General features: G+C 58.7%; 16 protein-coding genes. 6 read left to right on the forward strand and 10 right to left on the reverse strand.

The window, feature by feature from the left end:
- Nucleotides 1–2: 2 nt before the first annotated feature.
- The 5 genes from ACID345_RS18855 to ACID345_RS25800 all read right to left on the reverse strand — a co-directional run bounded on the left by ACID345_RS18855 (nucleotide 3) and on the right by ACID345_RS25800 (nucleotide 4,830).
- Nucleotides 3–2,444, reverse strand: a complete 2,442-nt coding sequence (locus tag ACID345_RS18855; RefSeq protein ID WP_148210175.1) for an ABC transporter permease — start codon at nucleotides 2,442–2,444, stop codon at nucleotides 3–5.
- Between the two features lie 155 nt (nucleotides 2,445–2,599).
- Nucleotides 2,600–3,280, reverse strand: coding sequence for an ATPase (locus tag ACID345_RS18860; RefSeq protein WP_011524448.1), 681 nt, complete (start codon nucleotides 3,278–3,280; stop codon nucleotides 2,600–2,602).
- 225 nt (nucleotides 3,281–3,505) lie between these two features.
- Entirely contained in the window at nucleotides 3,506–3,973 is a 468-nt protein-coding gene (locus tag ACID345_RS18865) for a bacteriohemerythrin (RefSeq protein WP_011524449.1), read from the reverse strand.
- A 12-nt stretch (nucleotides 3,974–3,985) separates the two neighbouring features.
- Nucleotides 3,986–4,384, reverse strand: coding sequence for a bacteriohemerythrin (locus tag ACID345_RS18870; protein WP_011524450.1), 399 nt, complete (start codon nucleotides 4,382–4,384; stop codon nucleotides 3,986–3,988).
- Nucleotides 4,372–4,830 (reverse strand): bacteriohemerythrin, encoded by a 459-nt coding sequence (locus tag ACID345_RS25800; RefSeq protein ID WP_011524451.1) that lies wholly within the window; start codon nucleotides 4,828–4,830, stop codon nucleotides 4,372–4,374. The genes ACID345_RS18870 and ACID345_RS25800 overlap by 13 nt, the downstream gene beginning before the upstream one ends.
- A gap of 76 nt (nucleotides 4,831–4,906) precedes the next feature.
- Between ACID345_RS25800 and ACID345_RS18880 the strand changes: the two genes are divergently transcribed.
- Together ACID345_RS18880 and ACID345_RS18885 are read left to right on the forward strand one after the other, a co-directional pair.
- A complete protein-coding gene (locus ACID345_RS18880; protein WP_011524452.1) occupies nucleotides 4,907–5,920 on the forward strand; it encodes a Gfo/Idh/MocA family protein in 1,014 nt (337 codons plus the stop codon).
- 130 nt (nucleotides 5,921–6,050) lie between these two features.
- Nucleotides 6,051–6,449, forward strand: a complete 399-nt coding sequence (locus ACID345_RS18885; protein ID WP_148210176.1) for a hypothetical protein — start codon at nucleotides 6,051–6,053, stop codon at nucleotides 6,447–6,449.
- Here the strand turns inward: ACID345_RS18885 and ACID345_RS27400 are convergent.
- The 3 genes from ACID345_RS27400 to ACID345_RS18895 form a co-directional block, all read right to left on the reverse strand.
- Entirely contained in the window at nucleotides 6,446–6,577 is a 132-nt protein-coding gene (locus ACID345_RS27400) for a hypothetical protein (RefSeq protein ID WP_266190030.1), read from the reverse strand. The genes ACID345_RS18885 and ACID345_RS27400 overlap by 4 nt on opposite strands.
- Before the next feature lie 178 nt (nucleotides 6,578–6,755).
- Entirely contained in the window at nucleotides 6,756–7,799 is a 1,044-nt protein-coding gene (locus tag ACID345_RS18890) for an aldo/keto reductase (protein WP_011524453.1), read from the reverse strand.
- The gene (locus ACID345_RS18895) at nucleotides 7,796–8,791 is read right to left on the reverse strand and encodes an aldo/keto reductase (RefSeq protein WP_011524454.1); all 996 of its coding nucleotides are present in this window, start codon (nucleotides 8,789–8,791) and stop codon (nucleotides 7,796–7,798) included. Before ACID345_RS18895 ends, ACID345_RS18890 begins: the two co-directional genes overlap by 4 nt.
- A gap of 109 nt (nucleotides 8,792–8,900) precedes the next feature.
- Here ACID345_RS18895 and ACID345_RS18900 point away from each other — a divergent pair, with 109 nt between their 5' ends.
- The 3 genes from ACID345_RS18900 to ACID345_RS25805 all read left to right on the forward strand — a co-directional run bounded on the left by ACID345_RS18900 (nucleotide 8,901) and on the right by ACID345_RS25805 (nucleotide 12,521).
- Nucleotides 8,901–10,421 carry a hypothetical protein gene (locus ACID345_RS18900; RefSeq protein WP_011524455.1) on the forward strand — a complete coding sequence of 507 codons (1,521 nt, stop codon included), beginning with the start codon at nucleotides 8,901–8,903 and terminating at the stop codon, nucleotides 10,419–10,421.
- A gap of 12 nt (nucleotides 10,422–10,433) precedes the next feature.
- Nucleotides 10,434–11,549: a P1 family peptidase gene (locus ACID345_RS18905; RefSeq protein ID WP_011524456.1), complete on the forward strand. Its 1,116-nt coding sequence runs from the start codon at nucleotides 10,434–10,436 to the stop codon at nucleotides 11,547–11,549.
- A gap of 147 nt (nucleotides 11,550–11,696) precedes the next feature.
- Complete coding sequence (locus ACID345_RS25805; RefSeq protein ID WP_187148857.1) at nucleotides 11,697–12,521, forward strand: energy transducer TonB; 825 nt, start codon at nucleotides 11,697–11,699, stop codon at nucleotides 12,519–12,521.
- Nucleotides 12,522–12,531: 10 nt separating this feature from the next.
- On the opposite strand, the gene ACID345_RS18915 is transcribed toward ACID345_RS25805, so the two are convergent.
- A complete protein-coding gene (locus ACID345_RS18915) occupies nucleotides 12,532–13,053 on the reverse strand; it encodes a hypothetical protein (protein ID WP_148210178.1) in 522 nt (173 codons plus the stop codon).
- A 28-nt stretch (nucleotides 13,054–13,081) separates the two neighbouring features.
- On the opposite strand from ACID345_RS18915, the gene ACID345_RS18920 reads away from it, so the two are divergent.
- The gene (locus ACID345_RS18920; protein ID WP_011524458.1) at nucleotides 13,082–14,014 is read left to right on the forward strand and encodes a hypothetical protein; all 933 of its coding nucleotides are present in this window, start codon (nucleotides 13,082–13,084) and stop codon (nucleotides 14,012–14,014) included.
- Nucleotides 14,015–14,130: 116 nt separating this feature from the next.
- On the opposite strand, the gene ACID345_RS18925 is transcribed toward ACID345_RS18920, so the two are convergent.
- Nucleotides 14,131–15,183: a GGDEF domain-containing protein gene (locus ACID345_RS18925; protein ID WP_041855878.1), complete on the reverse strand. Its 1,053-nt coding sequence runs from the start codon at nucleotides 15,181–15,183 to the stop codon at nucleotides 14,131–14,133.
- Nucleotides 15,184–15,257 lie beyond the last annotated feature (74 nt).

The following is a 15,257-nucleotide window of genomic DNA, read 5'->3' on the forward strand; positions in this document are numbered from 1 at the left end:
GTCTACTCGATGCGCAAAGCTTCCATCGGCTCGGTGGAGGCTGCGCGCCGGGCCGGCCACCATGCAGCGAACAAACCCGTCAGTAGCAGGACTCCACTGCCCGCCAAGAGAGCGATAGGATCGCGCGGGGCAACGCCAAACAACATACTGCTCATGAGGCGGCCGCCGGCAATCGAGGCCAGCACTCCAACGAGAAGTCCGATTCCGACGAGGATTCCGGCCTCGCGCAAAACCATGCGTAGGATGTCGCCACGCGCCGCGCCAAGCGCCATGCGGACGCCAATCTCTTTGGTCTGGCGCGCGACGGTGTACGACATCACGCCATAGAGACCCGCGGCGCCGAGGAAGAGCGCGATCAGGCCGAAGCCGGAGAGCAGCATCATGCTGAAGCGCTGCTGCGCCACGGAATCGCTCATCAGGTGGTCCATCGTCGTCATGCCCGCGATGGGCAACTGTGCGGTGTCGAGAAAGACACCGCGCAGCGCATTCGCGAGATCCACATTCGCGGACTTCTTGCGCACGACCCAGGTCATCCCGCGCGACTGGCCGATCAACTGGACCATTTTGTCGGGAACTTGTCCGGCAGGCAGATACATCATTTCTGGCGCACGTTGCTCGAGCCCGAGCTGTTTCACGTTGCCGACCACACCAACGATCTCGCGAACGGGATCAGCGAAATCTGGTCCCATCGCCTTGCCGATCTGAACATGCTGGCCGATCGGATTTTCCTTCGGGAAGTAGGTGTGCACGAATTGTTCGTTGACGATCAGCACCGGCGCCGACGATTTGTTGTCGGCCATGGTGAAAGCGCGGCCTGCGGCGACAGGAATCTTCAGAGTCGTGAAATAGTCGGCAGTGATGGGAACGTACTTCTCGTCATACGAGCTGCCGTCGCTGGGTGCGGGACGGCCCGCGATGTCGAACGGAAGATCAGGCACGGGCTCCATTGGCGCGCCGATGACCGCAGCCGCCGACTCCACACCGGGCAGCGCTTCGGTATGCGCCGCAAGCGTGTCGAGCGTCTGGCCGAACGCGGCGCCAGTAGACGTCTGTGCGACAGACAAGCCGGTCTTGAAGGTTGCGGTGTTCGCGGGATCGAAGCCCGGCGCGATATGCACCAGCTTCCAGAAGCTTCCGAGCAACAAAGCTGCGGCGACGAGTAGAACCAACGACATCGCCACTTCGCCAACCACGAGCACGCGCTGCGCGGGCACTCGTCCCGGGGCGATGCGCGTGGTGTTCAAGCGCAAAGAATCGTTCAAGTGCACACGGCGCGATTCCAATGCCGGCACGAGGCTGAACAGAACGGCGCAAAGCACTGCGAGGCCAGCAGCGAAGGCCACGCCGGAAGATCCAACGTGCAGCGAAGCGAAAGCCGGCAACTGGATCGGCGTGAGATGCAGGATGACCGGCGCGGTAAATTGCGCGAGCGCGATTCCGGCGACAGCGCCCAGCGCGCAGAGCAACAAGTTCTCGACGAGCATTTGCTGCAGCAGTCGTCCGCCGGTGGCGCCGAGCGCGACGCGAACGCTCATCTCACGGCGACGGGAAATCGCGCGCGTTAACAAGAGGCTGAGGATGTTCGCGGCCACGACCACGAGAAGAATTCCGACTGCTCCCATCAGGATGTTGAGCGCAGGCTTCACGTCACCAACGAGCGAAGCGTGGTAGTCCCAAACATGAGCGCTTTCCTGGGCTGACCATAAATCGGGATAGGTATCTTTCAACTGAAGCAAAACTCGCTTCAGGTCGTCCTGCGCCATGGCGGGAGTTACGCCGGACTTGAGTCGCGCCACGACGTTGTAATTGTTGTCGTGGTTCTCGGCATCTTCTTTCAGGTGCAGAGTGGTCCAGATATCGATCTTGTTATCGAGCTGAAACTTTGGGTTCGCAACCCCGACGACGGTGTACTTCTCGCTGCCGAGAGTGATCGCTCGTCCCACGATATTGGGATCGGCATTGAACTGGCGACGCCAAGTGGCATCGCTGAGCACTGCGACGCCAGCGGCGCCGGGTTGCATGTCTTCCGGGGCGAAGCCGTGACCGAGCATGGGCTCCATGGCAAAAACGTGGAAGAAGTTCGAGGACACACCCAGCGATTGCAGCGGAATCGCGGCCTGCTGCTCCATCAAATTCACGCTGTGTGGAAAGTAGTCGTAGCCGGCGACAGACTCAAAGCTGCGATTGGTGCGCGAGAAAAAAAGGATCTTGGTCGCGGAATAGGCGTTGCTGTCGCCACTGCCGGGGTAAGCGCGTGCGATACGCACCAACTGTTCAGGATGCGAGAACGGCAATGGTCGCAGAATGACGCCGTAGAGCAGCAGGAACACGACGAGGTTCGCGCCGATGCCAAGCGCCAGTGTGATCACTGCCGACACGGTGAATCCCGGGCTGCGCAGCAGGTGACGCAGCGCATAGCGTAGGTCCTGTTTCACTCTCGCCATTCCGAACTCCTTTCCAGTCGCCATTAGTAGTGCACTCCTATCTCCGATTTACGAGCGCGGCAAACCGTTGGTTCCGTGGGAGAAATATCGGGCAAAGGGGAGTTGGAAGCAGTTGGATCGTCCGGATTCGGGCAGGCTGTCCGCAGGCGAACAGCTCAGGGAGTAACGTTTGTTGCCGCCGCTGCGAAATCAGCGAAGGTGAAACCTTCTCGTTCCACGATCTCACCGGCTTCGAGGGAAATGGGGCGATCGAACATGGACCCGGCGTAGACGCAAGTGTGGAATTCGCCACGCTCACCGCAGGGATCAACTTCGGCCGGCAGCTCTGCAAGCAAGGATTCGTCGAAGTCGCGTCCCGCAAACGCTGGCGAAAGTTGCTTGTTATCTATACACGTAAGTTTCGCGCGCAGACCGGCAGCGATCATCTCGCGTGCGAGCTGTGCGGTGGGTAAATCCCACAGCGGAAAAAGCGGCTCAAGCCCGGTGGCGGCGAGTTGTTTCTCGCGATATTCACGGATGTCACGCAGAAAGAGATCGCCGAAGGCGATGGCATGAACGCCTTCGCGCACGGCCCGATCGCAGACTTCTCGCATGCGTTTTTCGTATTCGGCGTTAGAGCACGGCCAGGGTAGCGGGACTGGCCAGAGAGGGAGACGTGTGGCGCGTGCCTGGGCTTCGAGGACAGTATGCCGCGTGCCGTGCATGGCAACGCGATCGAAGTGGGAGTTCAGCGTGGTGAGCACGCCAACAACTTCGATGTCGGGAGTTTGATGGAGGACGTGGAGGGACCAGGCCGAATCTTTACCGCTGCTCCAGGAAAGGAGGATGCGTTTCATGCTCCGTATAGTAATGCGGGCAAATGGATTCGCAGGCGGCCCGATGCGACGGGGATGATCCCCCCACCATCCCGGTCGCGGGTACCGCCTGCGAACGAGTAAGCCGCCTATTCTGGATTAGCGCGGCTGGCCGCCAGTCGCGACGGCCTAATGCAGTCCGGTATTCAGCCGGACAACGCTATGGTCTTCCCGGATTGCTGCGCTGCAACATAAATATCGTCGTGCTTAGGGGGACGATATCGGAATGGAACCGGGACCAGGTGGCGCTTCCCAATCGAGGGATTCGGCGAAGATTTTATTCTCTTCCAGCCAGCGTCCGAGTTCATTGTCTTCGTCCTCGAGGTGCTGATGGATCCAGCCGAGTTCGTATTCCACGATCCTGGCGAATTGGCTCCTCGACGTGGATAACAATCCGGATTGCAAACGCAGAAGTCCCTCGGTGAACTCCGCGTGGCGACGGCGGTGCGCTTCCAGTCCGGGATACCCAGCACCTTCCATGAACATTTCTTCGTCCATGAAATGCATACGGGTATGGAGGGTAAGCGTAGCCGCCAGCAGGCGTAACTCGCACAGCGATTTTCCTCCGGCATCGGCCTCGCGCATCTGCCGCACTAACTGCAGGAGTTGCTCGTGCTGCGAATCGAGCCGAGGGATGCCGAAGGTGAGCCGGTCTCGCACACCCACTTCGTCCATTGCTAACCCCGTTCAGCCATTCGCTTTCATCCATGTTCCATACTTCACATCGTGGGTGAGGATATGGTTTTGCAGCCAGTCTCTGAGAAAGTCCATCAGTTCGACGGACAACACCGGCAATCCTGCTTTGACCTTCGATTCCAGGTCGCGGACCTTCTTTGTGAAGGTAACGTGCAGGCTTCGGTGCGCGGGCAGGTCCGGGTAGTTGCGCGACTGCAGAAATGATTCCTCGTGAGCGAAGTGCGTGTGGGTATAGGCGACCATTTCGATGAGGATCTTTTGTTGAACGTCTTTCCCTTTACCTTGCGCCATGGCATCGTGCAGCCGGTTGAGGATTCCAAACCAAGTTTTGTGCTCGGCATCCATCGCCGCGCCCACACTAAAGCGAGTCTCCCACGTTAGAAATGGCATTTCTGTTTCTCCTGAATTTCTGTCGTCGTAAGGCCATGCACCGGGAGCTCTCGCCGATGGATCCACGTGGCATACTGCGCGTCTTCGATTGCGACGTGCTTGCGCATCCATACCCGCATGAATTCCATACGATCTGGCGTAATGCCCGACCGATCGGAGCGTAGTTCTGCCTGGATCGCCTGCAACTGCTCGAGAAAGCTGCGATGCAGGTGCTGATGTCCGCAGAGCGCCGGAAATGCGCAGATCTGCATGACCCGTTCCTCGCGCTCGAAATGCGACCGTGTATAGGCGCCTAACTCCGCGAGGATTTCCTGCTGGATCGTTGCTGCTCGTCCGCTCCGCATCGCATCGCGCAACCGGTGCGCGGTGGCAAACAGGCCCTGGTGCTGCGCGTCGAGTGACGCAATACCAACGCTGTCACTGTCTTTCCATTGCAGGTCGGGCATATTGCGCCTCAATGGGTACATCGGCAGGAAGTAAACTTGGTTCAGAAGTGAATTCGAATTTCCTGGCGGGATTGCCATGCCTACATCGAAAGTCCGATTTGGAATTGTGGGGTTCGGTCTGCACGCGGTAAAGCGCCTGATGCCTGCGTTTGGCATTGCGGAACACAGCGAGGTCGTTGCGCTTTCGCGGCGCGATGCGGCACGCGCCCGTGCATCGGCCGAACAGTTCGGCATCGCGAATGCTTTTGCTTCCGTCGAAGAACTCGCGCACTGCGCCGAGGTTGACGCCGTCTTCATCGCTTCGCCCGACGCGCTGCATTTGCACGACACGCTGGTTTGCCTTCGCGCAGGCAAGCCGGTGCTCTGCGAGAAACCGATGGCGATGAATGCGATGGAAGCCGAGCAGATGGTCGGGGCGGCGAAATCGGCGGCGCTGCCGCTGGGGGTTGCACAGGTGTTTCGCTTTGAGGACAGCACCCGGCGTCTTCGTGAACGCGTCCGCAACGGCAACATCGGGCGGCCGGTGCTGGCGCGCACCGAATTCTGCTATCCCGGTATCGACAGCGCGCGTACGTGGATCACCGATCCGACCCTCGCGACCGGCGGTCCGATTGCCGACGTCGGCGTGCACTGCATTGATGCGCTACGTTTCATTCTCGGCGACGAAGTCACTGCCGTAAGCTGCACGGCTGTGAAAGACGAGCTCTCCGAACCGGTGGAGTGCGCAGGTGTGGTCACACTCGAGTTCATGCGCAAGACACTGGCGACGGTGTCGGTTTCGACGCGGGCGCAGTACCGCACGTTCATCGAGATTACCGGCGAGACGGGAGTGCTGACGGCCTTTGACGCGTTAAACGTCGAGCGGCCCCTGACCATCGAGTACCGGCCCCACGCTGATCCGCGACAGGTCGAGCGCGAAGAGGTTTCCAACCAGCTTGCGTACGCGAGGCAGCTGGACGCCTTCGCCGCCACGGTGCGCGGAGAGTCTGCCTTCCCCGCACCGGGCTCGGAGGGGCAGCGCAACCAGCAGATTCTGGACGCAGCGTACGCGAGCTGGCGCAGCGGGCAGCGCCAGGTCCTGCAGTCATAGTTTCGAAACTTCGCAAATACACAAACGTCTTACGACTCTGTGCAATGGCACTCCTGCGTTTCGATTTCGGCACCTTGGGCTCACGAACGGAAACCGTACCCGATGCGTCAAACTTGTAACAAAAGAAAACGTGCAGCCGCTCGCAATTGCCATGGTTTGTCACCGAACGTTCATGTGCAGGAGCATCCCAAGGTTTGAAGCAACACTTCGCGAGCAGCAAGGGGTGAAGATGATTATGCTGAGACAAGCAGATGTGGCAGAGATTCGCAGAGCGCTGGAGCAGAAGCTTTCATCGAACGATGCGCAGCGGCTTCAACTCAAGTTCGAAAACGCAGGGGAACTACCGGCCGCGGCGATTGTGAAAGTGGAAGGCGTAGAGCTGCGTTTGGAAAAAGACGAATTCGATGGTTGCTGGACGATTACAACCAACGAAGGGACACCTCGTTTGCTGGACCGTTTCGAGGAAAACCTACTGGGCACAGGGATGTTTTTCGCGCTCGAACAGAGCGTGGCGCAGTTGCGCGGCTAGCTGTTGCGGTCGGCGACTTTTTCCAGCACTCGCTCGACCGTGTCCAATACCTGCTCCATGAATGTAGGCAGCAGAGCCAGAGACTCTTTCGCTTCGCGGTTCTGACCCGCGTTGAAATTATCTTCCATTCGAAACTCCCGATCGAAGAACATGATTCGTAGGCGCAAAGTGACGCTATCAATGTCCTAGCACATAATGTGCCACGCTTCGTTTCCCTTGGAATTCAATCATTTACGGTCTAATAGGCCCTGCACTCAAACAATTCCCTTCCAGCAATCAGCATTGATCGTCCAGTTTTCAGACAGGTCAAGCCGGCAATTCGCTGGTGGGCGGATATTCGTGCTGTTTGCGGCCTTCGGCGCCGTCGTACATCTTGGTGGTTTTGAAGCGCTCAAAGCGGCCATCGGCGGCCCAATACTTCACTTGATCCCGAAGCGACTGCATTTCATTCGCGGCCATCGGTTGAAAACCGGAGGCAATGCCGATGTTTTGCTCGAGCACTTCCATGGATTCCATGCCGCTGATCGTCGTCGCCACCGGAAGGCTCATGGCGTAGCGCAGAGCTTCGTCGGGACGCGTTGCGCCGTGGGTCACGATCTCGCCGCTGCCGCCCATGCTCTTCATACCGAGCACCGCGATACCGCGCTTCTGGGCCTCGGGGAGCACATGCTGTTCGAAGCTGCGGAATGTCGCATCGAGACAATTCAGCGGCATCTGGATCGTGTCGAAGGGGAAATTGTGCGCGAGCATCGCGAGGTGGATGCGCGGGTCTTTGTGGCCAGTAAAACCAACGGCGCGAACTTTCCCTTGCTGCTTCGCGAGAGTGAGCGCTTCGATCGCGCCATCCGGGCGGAAGATGAGGTCGGGATCGTTGTCGTAAATAACTTCGTGGATCTGCCAGACATCGAGGTGATCGGTCTGGAGGCGGCGCAGCGATTGCTCTAACTGCTGCATGGCGACATTTTTGTCGCGTCCATGGGTGCAGACCTTGGTCATGACGACGACCTGCTGGCGCTTCCCTTTCAGCGCGCTGCCGAGATATTCCTCGCTCTGACCGTCGTGATAGTCCCAGGCGTTGTCGAAGAAAGTGATCCCAGCATCGATGGCGCGAGCGACCATCTCGACCGCATCCTTCTGTGTTTTTGCGGAGCCGAGATGGTAGCCGCCCATACCGAGCGCTGAAACTTCAATGCCGGTTTTGCCAAGCTTCCGCCTAGGGATTGCGCCGCCGGACCTTTTTTCGGAGTTCGTGTTCTGTGCCATCGCTGTCATTTTCCCCGGAACTATGCTTCCCGCGCCGATGATTGCCGCGCTTTTTAGAAAAGACCGCCGGTCGAAGTCGCTGCTCATTTCGCCTCCGGAAACGGCTTGCCGGTATTTTCGGTGGCCTTCATCATTTCCTTCACCTCGACGGACTGCATGTCGAGGGGGAAATCGTGTGCCATGCGCGCCTCGGGATTATCGAACTTGAGCGAGACTTTGTAGAGTTCGTAGCGTCCATCGCCGGCGTAGGGCTTCACGCGATCGCGAAGGGCGGACATTTCCTGCTCGGTCATGGGTTGGAAGCCGCGCGCGACTTTGATCGCCTGGTCGAGCGCTTCCTGTTTGTCGATGCCGGTGATGGTCGTGGTCACGCCGGGCAGGCTCATCGCGTAACGCAGCGATTCTTCTCCACTCAGCACACCGCGCTTTACCGCGTCGCCATGGCCGCTGATGGGCTTCATGCCAAGTGCCGCGATCCCGCGCTTCTGCAACTCGGGCAGCACTTTTCCCTGAAAGCTGCGGAAGTGGTAGTCGAACGGGTTCAGCGGCATCTGCACGGCGTCGAAGGGAAAGCCGGTATTCAGCATCGCGAGATGGATGTCGGGATCCTTGTGACCGGTGAATCCTACGAAGCGGACTTTGCCCTGTTCTTTGGCTTTGCGGAGGGCCTCGGCCGCGCCGTTCGGGCGAATGAAGAGCTCGGGATCGTTGTCGAATGAGACGCCATGAATCTGCCAGAGGTCGAGATGATCGGTCTGGAGGCGGTTGAGCGACTGCTCGAGCATGCGCATGGCGAGGTCGGCATCGCGCCCGTGGGTGCAGACCTTGGACATCAGGAAGACCTTTTCGCGACGACCCTTGAGGCCTTGGCCCATCCAGTCTTCGGTCTTACCACGATGGTATTCCCAGCAGTTGTCGAAGAAGGTGATGCCGGCATCTACGGCCTGATGGATCAGCTTGACGGCTTCTTTCACGTCGGTGGCGTCGCCAACGTGGTGACCACCGAAGCCGACGCAGGAAACCGTGGCGTCGGCTTTGCCGAATTTGCGTTGAGGGATCGCAGCAGTGGAGTCTGCCATTCTGCCCTTCTGAATGCAAAGTGAACGCTGCCAAGAGCGGCGTATGGAGCAGAAGATGCGGAGAGGCAGGCGTCCGTTGGCTGCAGAGAGCGTGATATAGTTTCGCGCCATGTCGCGCGCGGCTCCGCTGCTGCTCAGCTTGCTTCTGATGTCGGGAACGCAGTCGTTTTATGCTGCCCAGGAAACGCACGACCATCCGGTGCCGGAAGTTCTCGGGAGCGTGACTTTTCCGATCTCGTGCACAGCCGAAGTGCAAGGCGACTTCAACCGTAGCGTCGCTCTGCTGCACTCGTTTGCGTATGCCGCGGCGTTGAACGCGTTCCAGGCAGTGGCTGAGCGTGATCCGAAATGCGCAATGGCGTATTGGGGCGTCGCCATGTCGGGCTATCACCAGTTGTGGGAGCCTGCGATTTCGGCCGATGGGGCTGCACGGGCGCAGCGCGAGCTTTCACTGGCGATGAGCGCAGGCGCTGTAACAGATCGCGAACGCGGGTTTCTGAACGCGGCAAATGCGATCTTCAAGGATGCCGATACGGTTCCGATTGCGACTCGTGCCGGAGCTTACGAGAAGGCGATGGCGGAACTTGCAGCGCGTTATCCGGCCGACGTCGAGGTGCAAACGTTTTATGCGCTTGCTCTCCTGGCGAATGCATCGCCCTCCGACAAAACGCACGCGCGCCAGAAGCACGCGGCGGACATCCTGGAGGCGCTCTTCAAGAAATACCCACAGCATCCGGCGATTCCGCATTACCTGATCCACGCCTACGACAACGCGGAACTCGCGGAGCGAGGACTTCCCGCGGCTCGCGCCTATGCGCAGGTTGCGCCATCTGCGCCGCATGCTTTGCATATGCCGAGCCACATTTTCACGCGACTCGGGCTGTGGGAAGACTCGATCGCGTCGAACACGGCGGCGCGTACTGCGGCACACCGAGCGGGTGATATCGGAGAAGAACTGCACGCAATGGATTACCTCGTGTATGCGCAACTGCAGCTTGGTCGCGATGAAGATGCCGCGCAAATCGTCGGCGAGTTGAAGAAGATGGAGAGCCTGCACACTGCCGATTTCAAAGTCGGTTATGCTGCGACCGTGATGCCGATTCGCTACGCTCTGGAGCGCGGAAAATGGGCAGAGGCGGTTCAACTGCCGGTTCCCGAGTCGGCTCCGCCGCATGTGCGTGCAATTGCGATCTGGGCGCAATCGATTGGGAACGCGCACATGGAGAAGGCGAAGGAAGCATCGGGTGCAGTCGCACAGCTTCAGCAGATCGAGGACGACTTGCAAGGGAAGGGCAACGGGTACTGGGCAACGCAGGTGCGCGTCCTCAAGCGCGAGGCGATGGCGTGGGTAGCGTTCGCCAACCATGACTTGGACAAAGCTACTTCAACGATGCGTCAGGCTGCGGATGAGGAAGATGCGGTGGAGAAGTTGCCGGTGACTCCGGGGCCCGTGATTCCTGCACGCGAACAACTCGGGGAACTTCTGCTCGAGCAAGGCAAACCGGCGTTGGCGGTAGAAGAATTCAACATCGATCTGCGCAATTCGCCGAATCGGCGACGCGGAAGGTTTGGTTTGAATGAAGCGACGAAGAAGGTAGAGTCGAACCATCGTGATGATCGCGCGCTATAATTCCGCCCACTCATGAAAGCCCACATCTTCTCTGCTCTCCTGCTAGCGTCATCGCTGGTCTGCGCCCAGAAACCTCGCGCCCGCGATCTTGGCGTTCCTTTCGACGGAACTCCTGGCAAGTTCAATGCGATCACCGATGTCGCCGGCGTAACAGTAGGCCACAAGACGCTGATCGAAGGCACCGACATTCGCACTGGCGTGACCGCGGTGATTCCGCGCGCGAACGATTTGTTTGATCCGGTGTATGCGGGATGGTTTTCGCAGAACGGTAATGGCGAGATGACGGGAACGACCTGGGTGGAAGAGTCGGGATTCCTTGATGGCCCGGTAGTGATCACCAACACGCACAGTGTTGGTGTGGTGCGCGATGCGGTGATCGCATGGCGCCTGAACCACCAGCCGCCGAAAACGGTGGAGGATGCGTGGTCGCTGCCGGTTGTCGCGGAAACGTGGGACGGCTGGCTGAACGATATCAACGGATTCCACGTGAAGCCGCAAGACGCGTTCGATGCGCTCGACAGTGCGAAGTCAGGCCCGGTGCTGGAAGGCGCTGTCGGCGGCGGAACGGGGATGATTTGTAACGAGTTCAAGGGCGGGATTGGGACGTCTTCGCGCATGCTCGACGCCAAGGCCGGAGGCTATACGGTTGGGGTGCTGGTGCAGTGTAATTACGGGCTGCGTCCGCAGCTGCGCATTGCTGGTGTTCCGGTGGGTAAGGAGATTCCACAGCACGCTGCCTATGAAGAAGAGAAAGGCTCGATCATCGTCGTGGTTGCGACCGATGCTCCGCTGATTCCGACGCAACTCAAACGACTTGCGCGCCGCGTAACCGATGGGCTGGGGCGGCTGGGAAGCATCTCGGGCAATGGGTCGGGAGATATCTTCATTGCCTTCTCCACGGCGAATCCGCACACCTACTACAGCGAGAAGGCAGCGACGATACAGACGCTGCCGCTCGACAACATGGATCCGTTATTTGCAGCGACCGTGCAGGCGACGGAAGAAGCAGTGGTGAATGCGCTCGTCGCCGCAGAAGACATGACGGGGTACAAGGGGCGGAAGGTGATCGCGCTGCCGCACGATCAATTGCGAGAAGTGTTGAAGAAGTACAACCGGCTGGAAAAGTAACGGGGACCATAAGACTCTATGCGTGTTGCTCTCGCACTCTTCGCTCTCACCTGCATCGTTGCTGCACAGGAACCACCGAACCCTTTTGCTGTTCCACGGAGTATTGCCAGTGGAACCGTGAAAAGTGATTCCTACGAGAACGAGTGCTTGGGAATCAAATTCGGATTTCCAAACGGCTGGATCCCGGTTGGTTCTACTGTCTCGGGGCAGGCGGAGCAGCAAGGCAAGACCTTCTTGTTGTTTGAAATGCAAACCGGCGTAGCCGATTCAAATGATCGGATTCGTTTGTACGCTCGAAACGCTGGTAAGACGACGAAGAGACTCGCGGAAGCCGCGATCATCCTGGCCAAGGCCCATGCTGGCGTAGGTCCGGACGATCCGACGGTGCTTTCGAGCGGACTCAGCGTTCAATTCGCGGGACGCGAATTCGAGCGCCTCGATGTGGAAATGGTCAAACCGGGTTTCAAGCAGTACCGTGCCGAGTTGACCACCAAGTTCCGGGATTACTTCATCACCATTCTCGTGGCAGCAGCAACACCGGAGGATCGGGACGCGATTACGAAAACGCTCGAGGGTTTTTCATTGGGCGACGACACACCCGACTCGTCATGCGGCGAAGCAGTTCCTGCAGTGAAAGCAGATATGCCGATCGTGGGAATTGTAAGTTCCGAGCCCGGCGGTCCACCCGCCAAGGGACACATACGGGTATCTCAGACCGTCTCGAAGGCTTTTATCGTTAAGCGCGTCGATCCAATTACTCCGAAAGACTTTAACGGAGGAGGCCAGGTAGTGCTAGAGGTCCTCACGTCAAAGGATGGCGATGTCGAGTCGATAAGTGCCCTCTCCGGAAATCCCTTGCTCATTCCCGCTGCAATGGAAGCTGTGAAGCAATGGAAATTCAAGCCGTATCTTCTGAACAATCAACCGATTGGGATGGACACTACGGTCACCCTGGACGTTCACCATCCGTAGGTCGGCAGGTTTAGGCGGCGGGACCTGACGTCCACTTTGGAAGCGGCGGCGGATCCATTCGCCGCGGCAATACGACATGCCCGGGGAGCGTCAGTTTACGGAACTTGCCATCGCCTCGGTCGTCGATGAGGTCCATCGTGAAGGAACAGGCAACGTCTGTCGGCGCCAATTGATAGGAATATGCGTAAGGCTTGCCGTTGAAGGACCAGCGGTACAACGCGAACAGCAGCATTGTCTGGGACCTGAGTTTCTTGTGAACACCTCCCTCATCAAAGAGTGTCCCGGGGAATGTGGCGTGACTGTTATGCGGAAGAGCTATCGCTGAAACCGTGAACCCCTCATGAAGTGGTTGCGGCTTCTCATCCATCGTTATATTCACCGGAATCCATTGGCGTTGATCCATGCCAGGCGTAGGCCAACCTTCTTCGCTGTACCAATTGCTTTCCGCGACGGGATCCACCCTGAATCCGCACTGCGCGAGCAGTGGTAAGGAAATCACGACGGCAAAGAGCGCGACTAGAAGAGAGCGCATGGCCCGAATCTTACAATGGGAGCCTCGCATGCGAACAAAGTTTCGAAGCGGCGACCGCAGGCGGTACGATATTGACATGCGCTTCGCCGCATTCACTCTCGCGCTGATGCTTGCGCTTCCGGCTCTCGCCCAGTCTCACGCCAAGCGCCTCATCCTCAAAGACGGCAGCTATCAGTCCATCCTCGAGTACAAAGTCGAAGGCGATCGTGTGCGTTACAAGAGCGCCGACCGTTTCGAATGGGAGGACGTGCCCAACTTGCTCGTGGATTGGGACGCGACCAACAAGTACAACGATAATCCGATCAAGAACGACCTTTCGCGCGCCGAGCGTGATGCGGCCGAAGCAGAAGAGAAAGAGGCAGCGAGGACTGAGACCGATGCCCCGACGGTTGCCCCGCGGCTGCGATTGCCGGATGGGAACATTGGCGGCGTTTACTTGCTCGACGAGTGGAAGGGTGCGCCGGAACTGGTGGAGATCGTGCAGAACGGTGCGGACATCAACCAGAACTTTGGCAAGAATGTGTTACGCGTGGCGGTGAATCCGTTCGGCGGCGCGCACCAGTCGTTCGAGTTGCCGGGGCAGCATGCGCGGGCGCAGTCACACTCGACGCAGCCGACGTTTTACATGTGCATTGAGTCGGGCGAAAAGCCTGTAGATGTTGTGAACCACTACCGTATCGTTCGCGTCACTTCCGATGTGAAAAAGAACACGCGCAGTGTCGGGACTTTGATTGTGAAAGCCACTGGGAAGACCAGCCAGGCGGAGAAGTTTGTGCCGGCATTGGTCTCGCACGTGAACGAAGGGCCGTGGGTGAAGGTAACGCCGTCGCAGCCATTGACGCCTGGGGAGTACGCGGTGGTCGAGATGCTTGACGAGAACGAGATGAATTTGTACGTGTGGGATTTTGGCGTGAATGCGGACGCGCCGGAGAACGTGAATGCGGTGAAGGCAAAGCCTTAGCGCGGGTGGTGGCCCCGGGAAAACAGCAGATCCTTCGCTTCGCTCAGGATGACAAGAGAGAGTTGTGGAGCAGGAAACGCTTGTGCAGGCCGACCGCTGCGAGGCGTTATGAAATCTTAGGTCAGCATGCCTTGGCGGGCGACGCTTACGTTATCGCGCGTGGTGTTTTTTACCGCGTACATCATTTCGTCGGCCTGGCGGATGATTTCGTGCGAGGACTTTGCGTCCTCCGGGAACGTTGCGACACCCATGCTGGCGCGCACATTGAGATTCAGACCCTCTGGTTTCAGCCAATATTCATTACGGAAAACATCGCGCAAGCGGCGGGCTACAACTAACGCCGACTCTTTCGACGTCTGCGGCAACAGCACGACAAATTCGTCGCCACCATAGCGGAAGGCATAGTCAATCAAGCGAAGGTGCGCCTTAATGGCGTAGCCGATCTCCGCGAGTAAGCGGCTGCCGACGAGGTGGCCGTGCGTATCGTTCACCGACTTGAAGTGGTCGAGGTCGAGGAACAGGATGCTGAACTCGTAGCCGAAACGGGTGGAGCGGTAGACCTCGGCTTCGAGCGTTTTGTAGAGATGGCGCGCGTTGTAGAGGCCGGTGCAGTCGTCGGTGATCGTCAACTCCTGGATCTTCTCGACGGCGCGGGCATTATCGATGGCGATGGCGGCGTAATCGGCGAGCGCCTGCAGCAGCAGCATCTCGTTTCCGCCGAAGCCTTGCATATCCACGTTGATCAACTGGATCACGCCGAGGACGCGGTGCTTCGATTTGAGCGGAATGCAGATAATCGAGCGCGTCTGCCACTTGGTCATCTCGTCGATGCGCTTGGCAAAACGCGGATCGGTATAGACGTCGGGAACGAGAAGGCTTTCGCCGTGCTGTGCGACCCATCCCGCTATGCCTTCGCCGAGTTTCAGGCGAACGGTTTTGAGGGCCTCCGCGGCGTCACCGACAGCGATGGCGAAATAAAGCTCAGATTTCTCCTCATCCACCATGAGGAGTGACCAGGTATCGGGGCGGAAATATTCCGCCATCTTTTCCATAATGGTCTGCAGGATGGAGTCGAGGTTCAGCGACGACGTCAGCGCTTTGGCGACGTCGTGAAAGATACCCAACTCCTGTAACTGCCGCTTGTGGTCGGCGCCTGCGGAGTCAAACATGGTGGAATGATGGCCTCGAGGGTCGAGTTGGGACATTATATGTCCCGGTTTTCACCTGCTGCAACGTGTGGTTT

The organism is Candidatus Koribacter versatilis Ellin345 (assembly GCF_000014005.1).
Taxonomy (GTDB): Bacteria; Acidobacteriota; Terriglobia; order Terriglobales; family Acidobacteriaceae; genus Korobacter; species Korobacter versatilis_A.

Bases quoted from the DNA above. Each gene is read 5' to 3' on its own strand.
- ACID345_RS27400 (WP_266190030.1), bottom strand. From the start codon at position 6,577: ATGGAAGATAATTTCAACGCGGGTCAGAACCGCGAAGCGAAAGAGTCT.
- ACID345_RS18905 (WP_011524456.1), top strand. From the start codon at position 10,434: ATGAAAGCCCACATCTTCTCTGCTCTCCTGCTAGCGTCATCGCTGGTC.
- ACID345_RS18900 (WP_011524455.1), top strand. From the start codon at position 8,901: ATGTCGCGCGCGGCTCCGCTGCTGCTCAGCTTGCTTCTGATGTCGGGA.
- ACID345_RS18855 (WP_148210175.1), bottom strand. From the start codon at position 2,444: ATGGCGAGAGTGAAACAGGACCTACGCTATGCGCTGCGTCACCTGCTG.
- ACID345_RS18890 (WP_011524453.1), bottom strand. From the start codon at position 7,799: ATGAGCAGCGACTTCGACCGGCGGTCTTTTCTAAAAAGCGCGGCAATC.
- ACID345_RS18870 (WP_011524450.1), bottom strand. From the start codon at position 4,384: ATGCCATTTCTAACGTGGGAGACTCGCTTTAGTGTGGGCGCGGCGATG.
- ACID345_RS18915 (WP_148210178.1), bottom strand. From the start codon at position 13,053: ATGCGCTCTCTTCTAGTCGCGCTCTTTGCCGTCGTGATTTCCTTACCA.
- ACID345_RS18880 (WP_011524452.1), top strand. From the start codon at position 4,907: ATGCCTACATCGAAAGTCCGATTTGGAATTGTGGGGTTCGGTCTGCAC.
- ACID345_RS25800 (WP_011524451.1), bottom strand. From the start codon at position 4,830: ATGCCCGACCTGCAATGGAAAGACAGTGACAGCGTTGGTATTGCGTCA.
- ACID345_RS18920 (WP_011524458.1), top strand. From the start codon at position 13,082: ATGCGAACAAAGTTTCGAAGCGGCGACCGCAGGCGGTACGATATTGAC.
- ACID345_RS18895 (WP_011524454.1), bottom strand. From the start codon at position 8,791: ATGGCAGACTCCACTGCTGCGATCCCTCAACGCAAATTCGGCAAAGCC.
- ACID345_RS18865 (WP_011524449.1), bottom strand. From the start codon at position 3,973: ATGGACGAAGTGGGTGTGCGAGACCGGCTCACCTTCGGCATCCCTCGG.
- ACID345_RS18925 (WP_041855878.1), bottom strand. From the start codon at position 15,183: ATGTTTGACTCCGCAGGCGCCGACCACAAGCGGCAGTTACAGGAGTTG.
- ACID345_RS18860 (WP_011524448.1), bottom strand. From the start codon at position 3,280: ATGAAACGCATCCTCCTTTCCTGGAGCAGCGGTAAAGATTCGGCCTGG.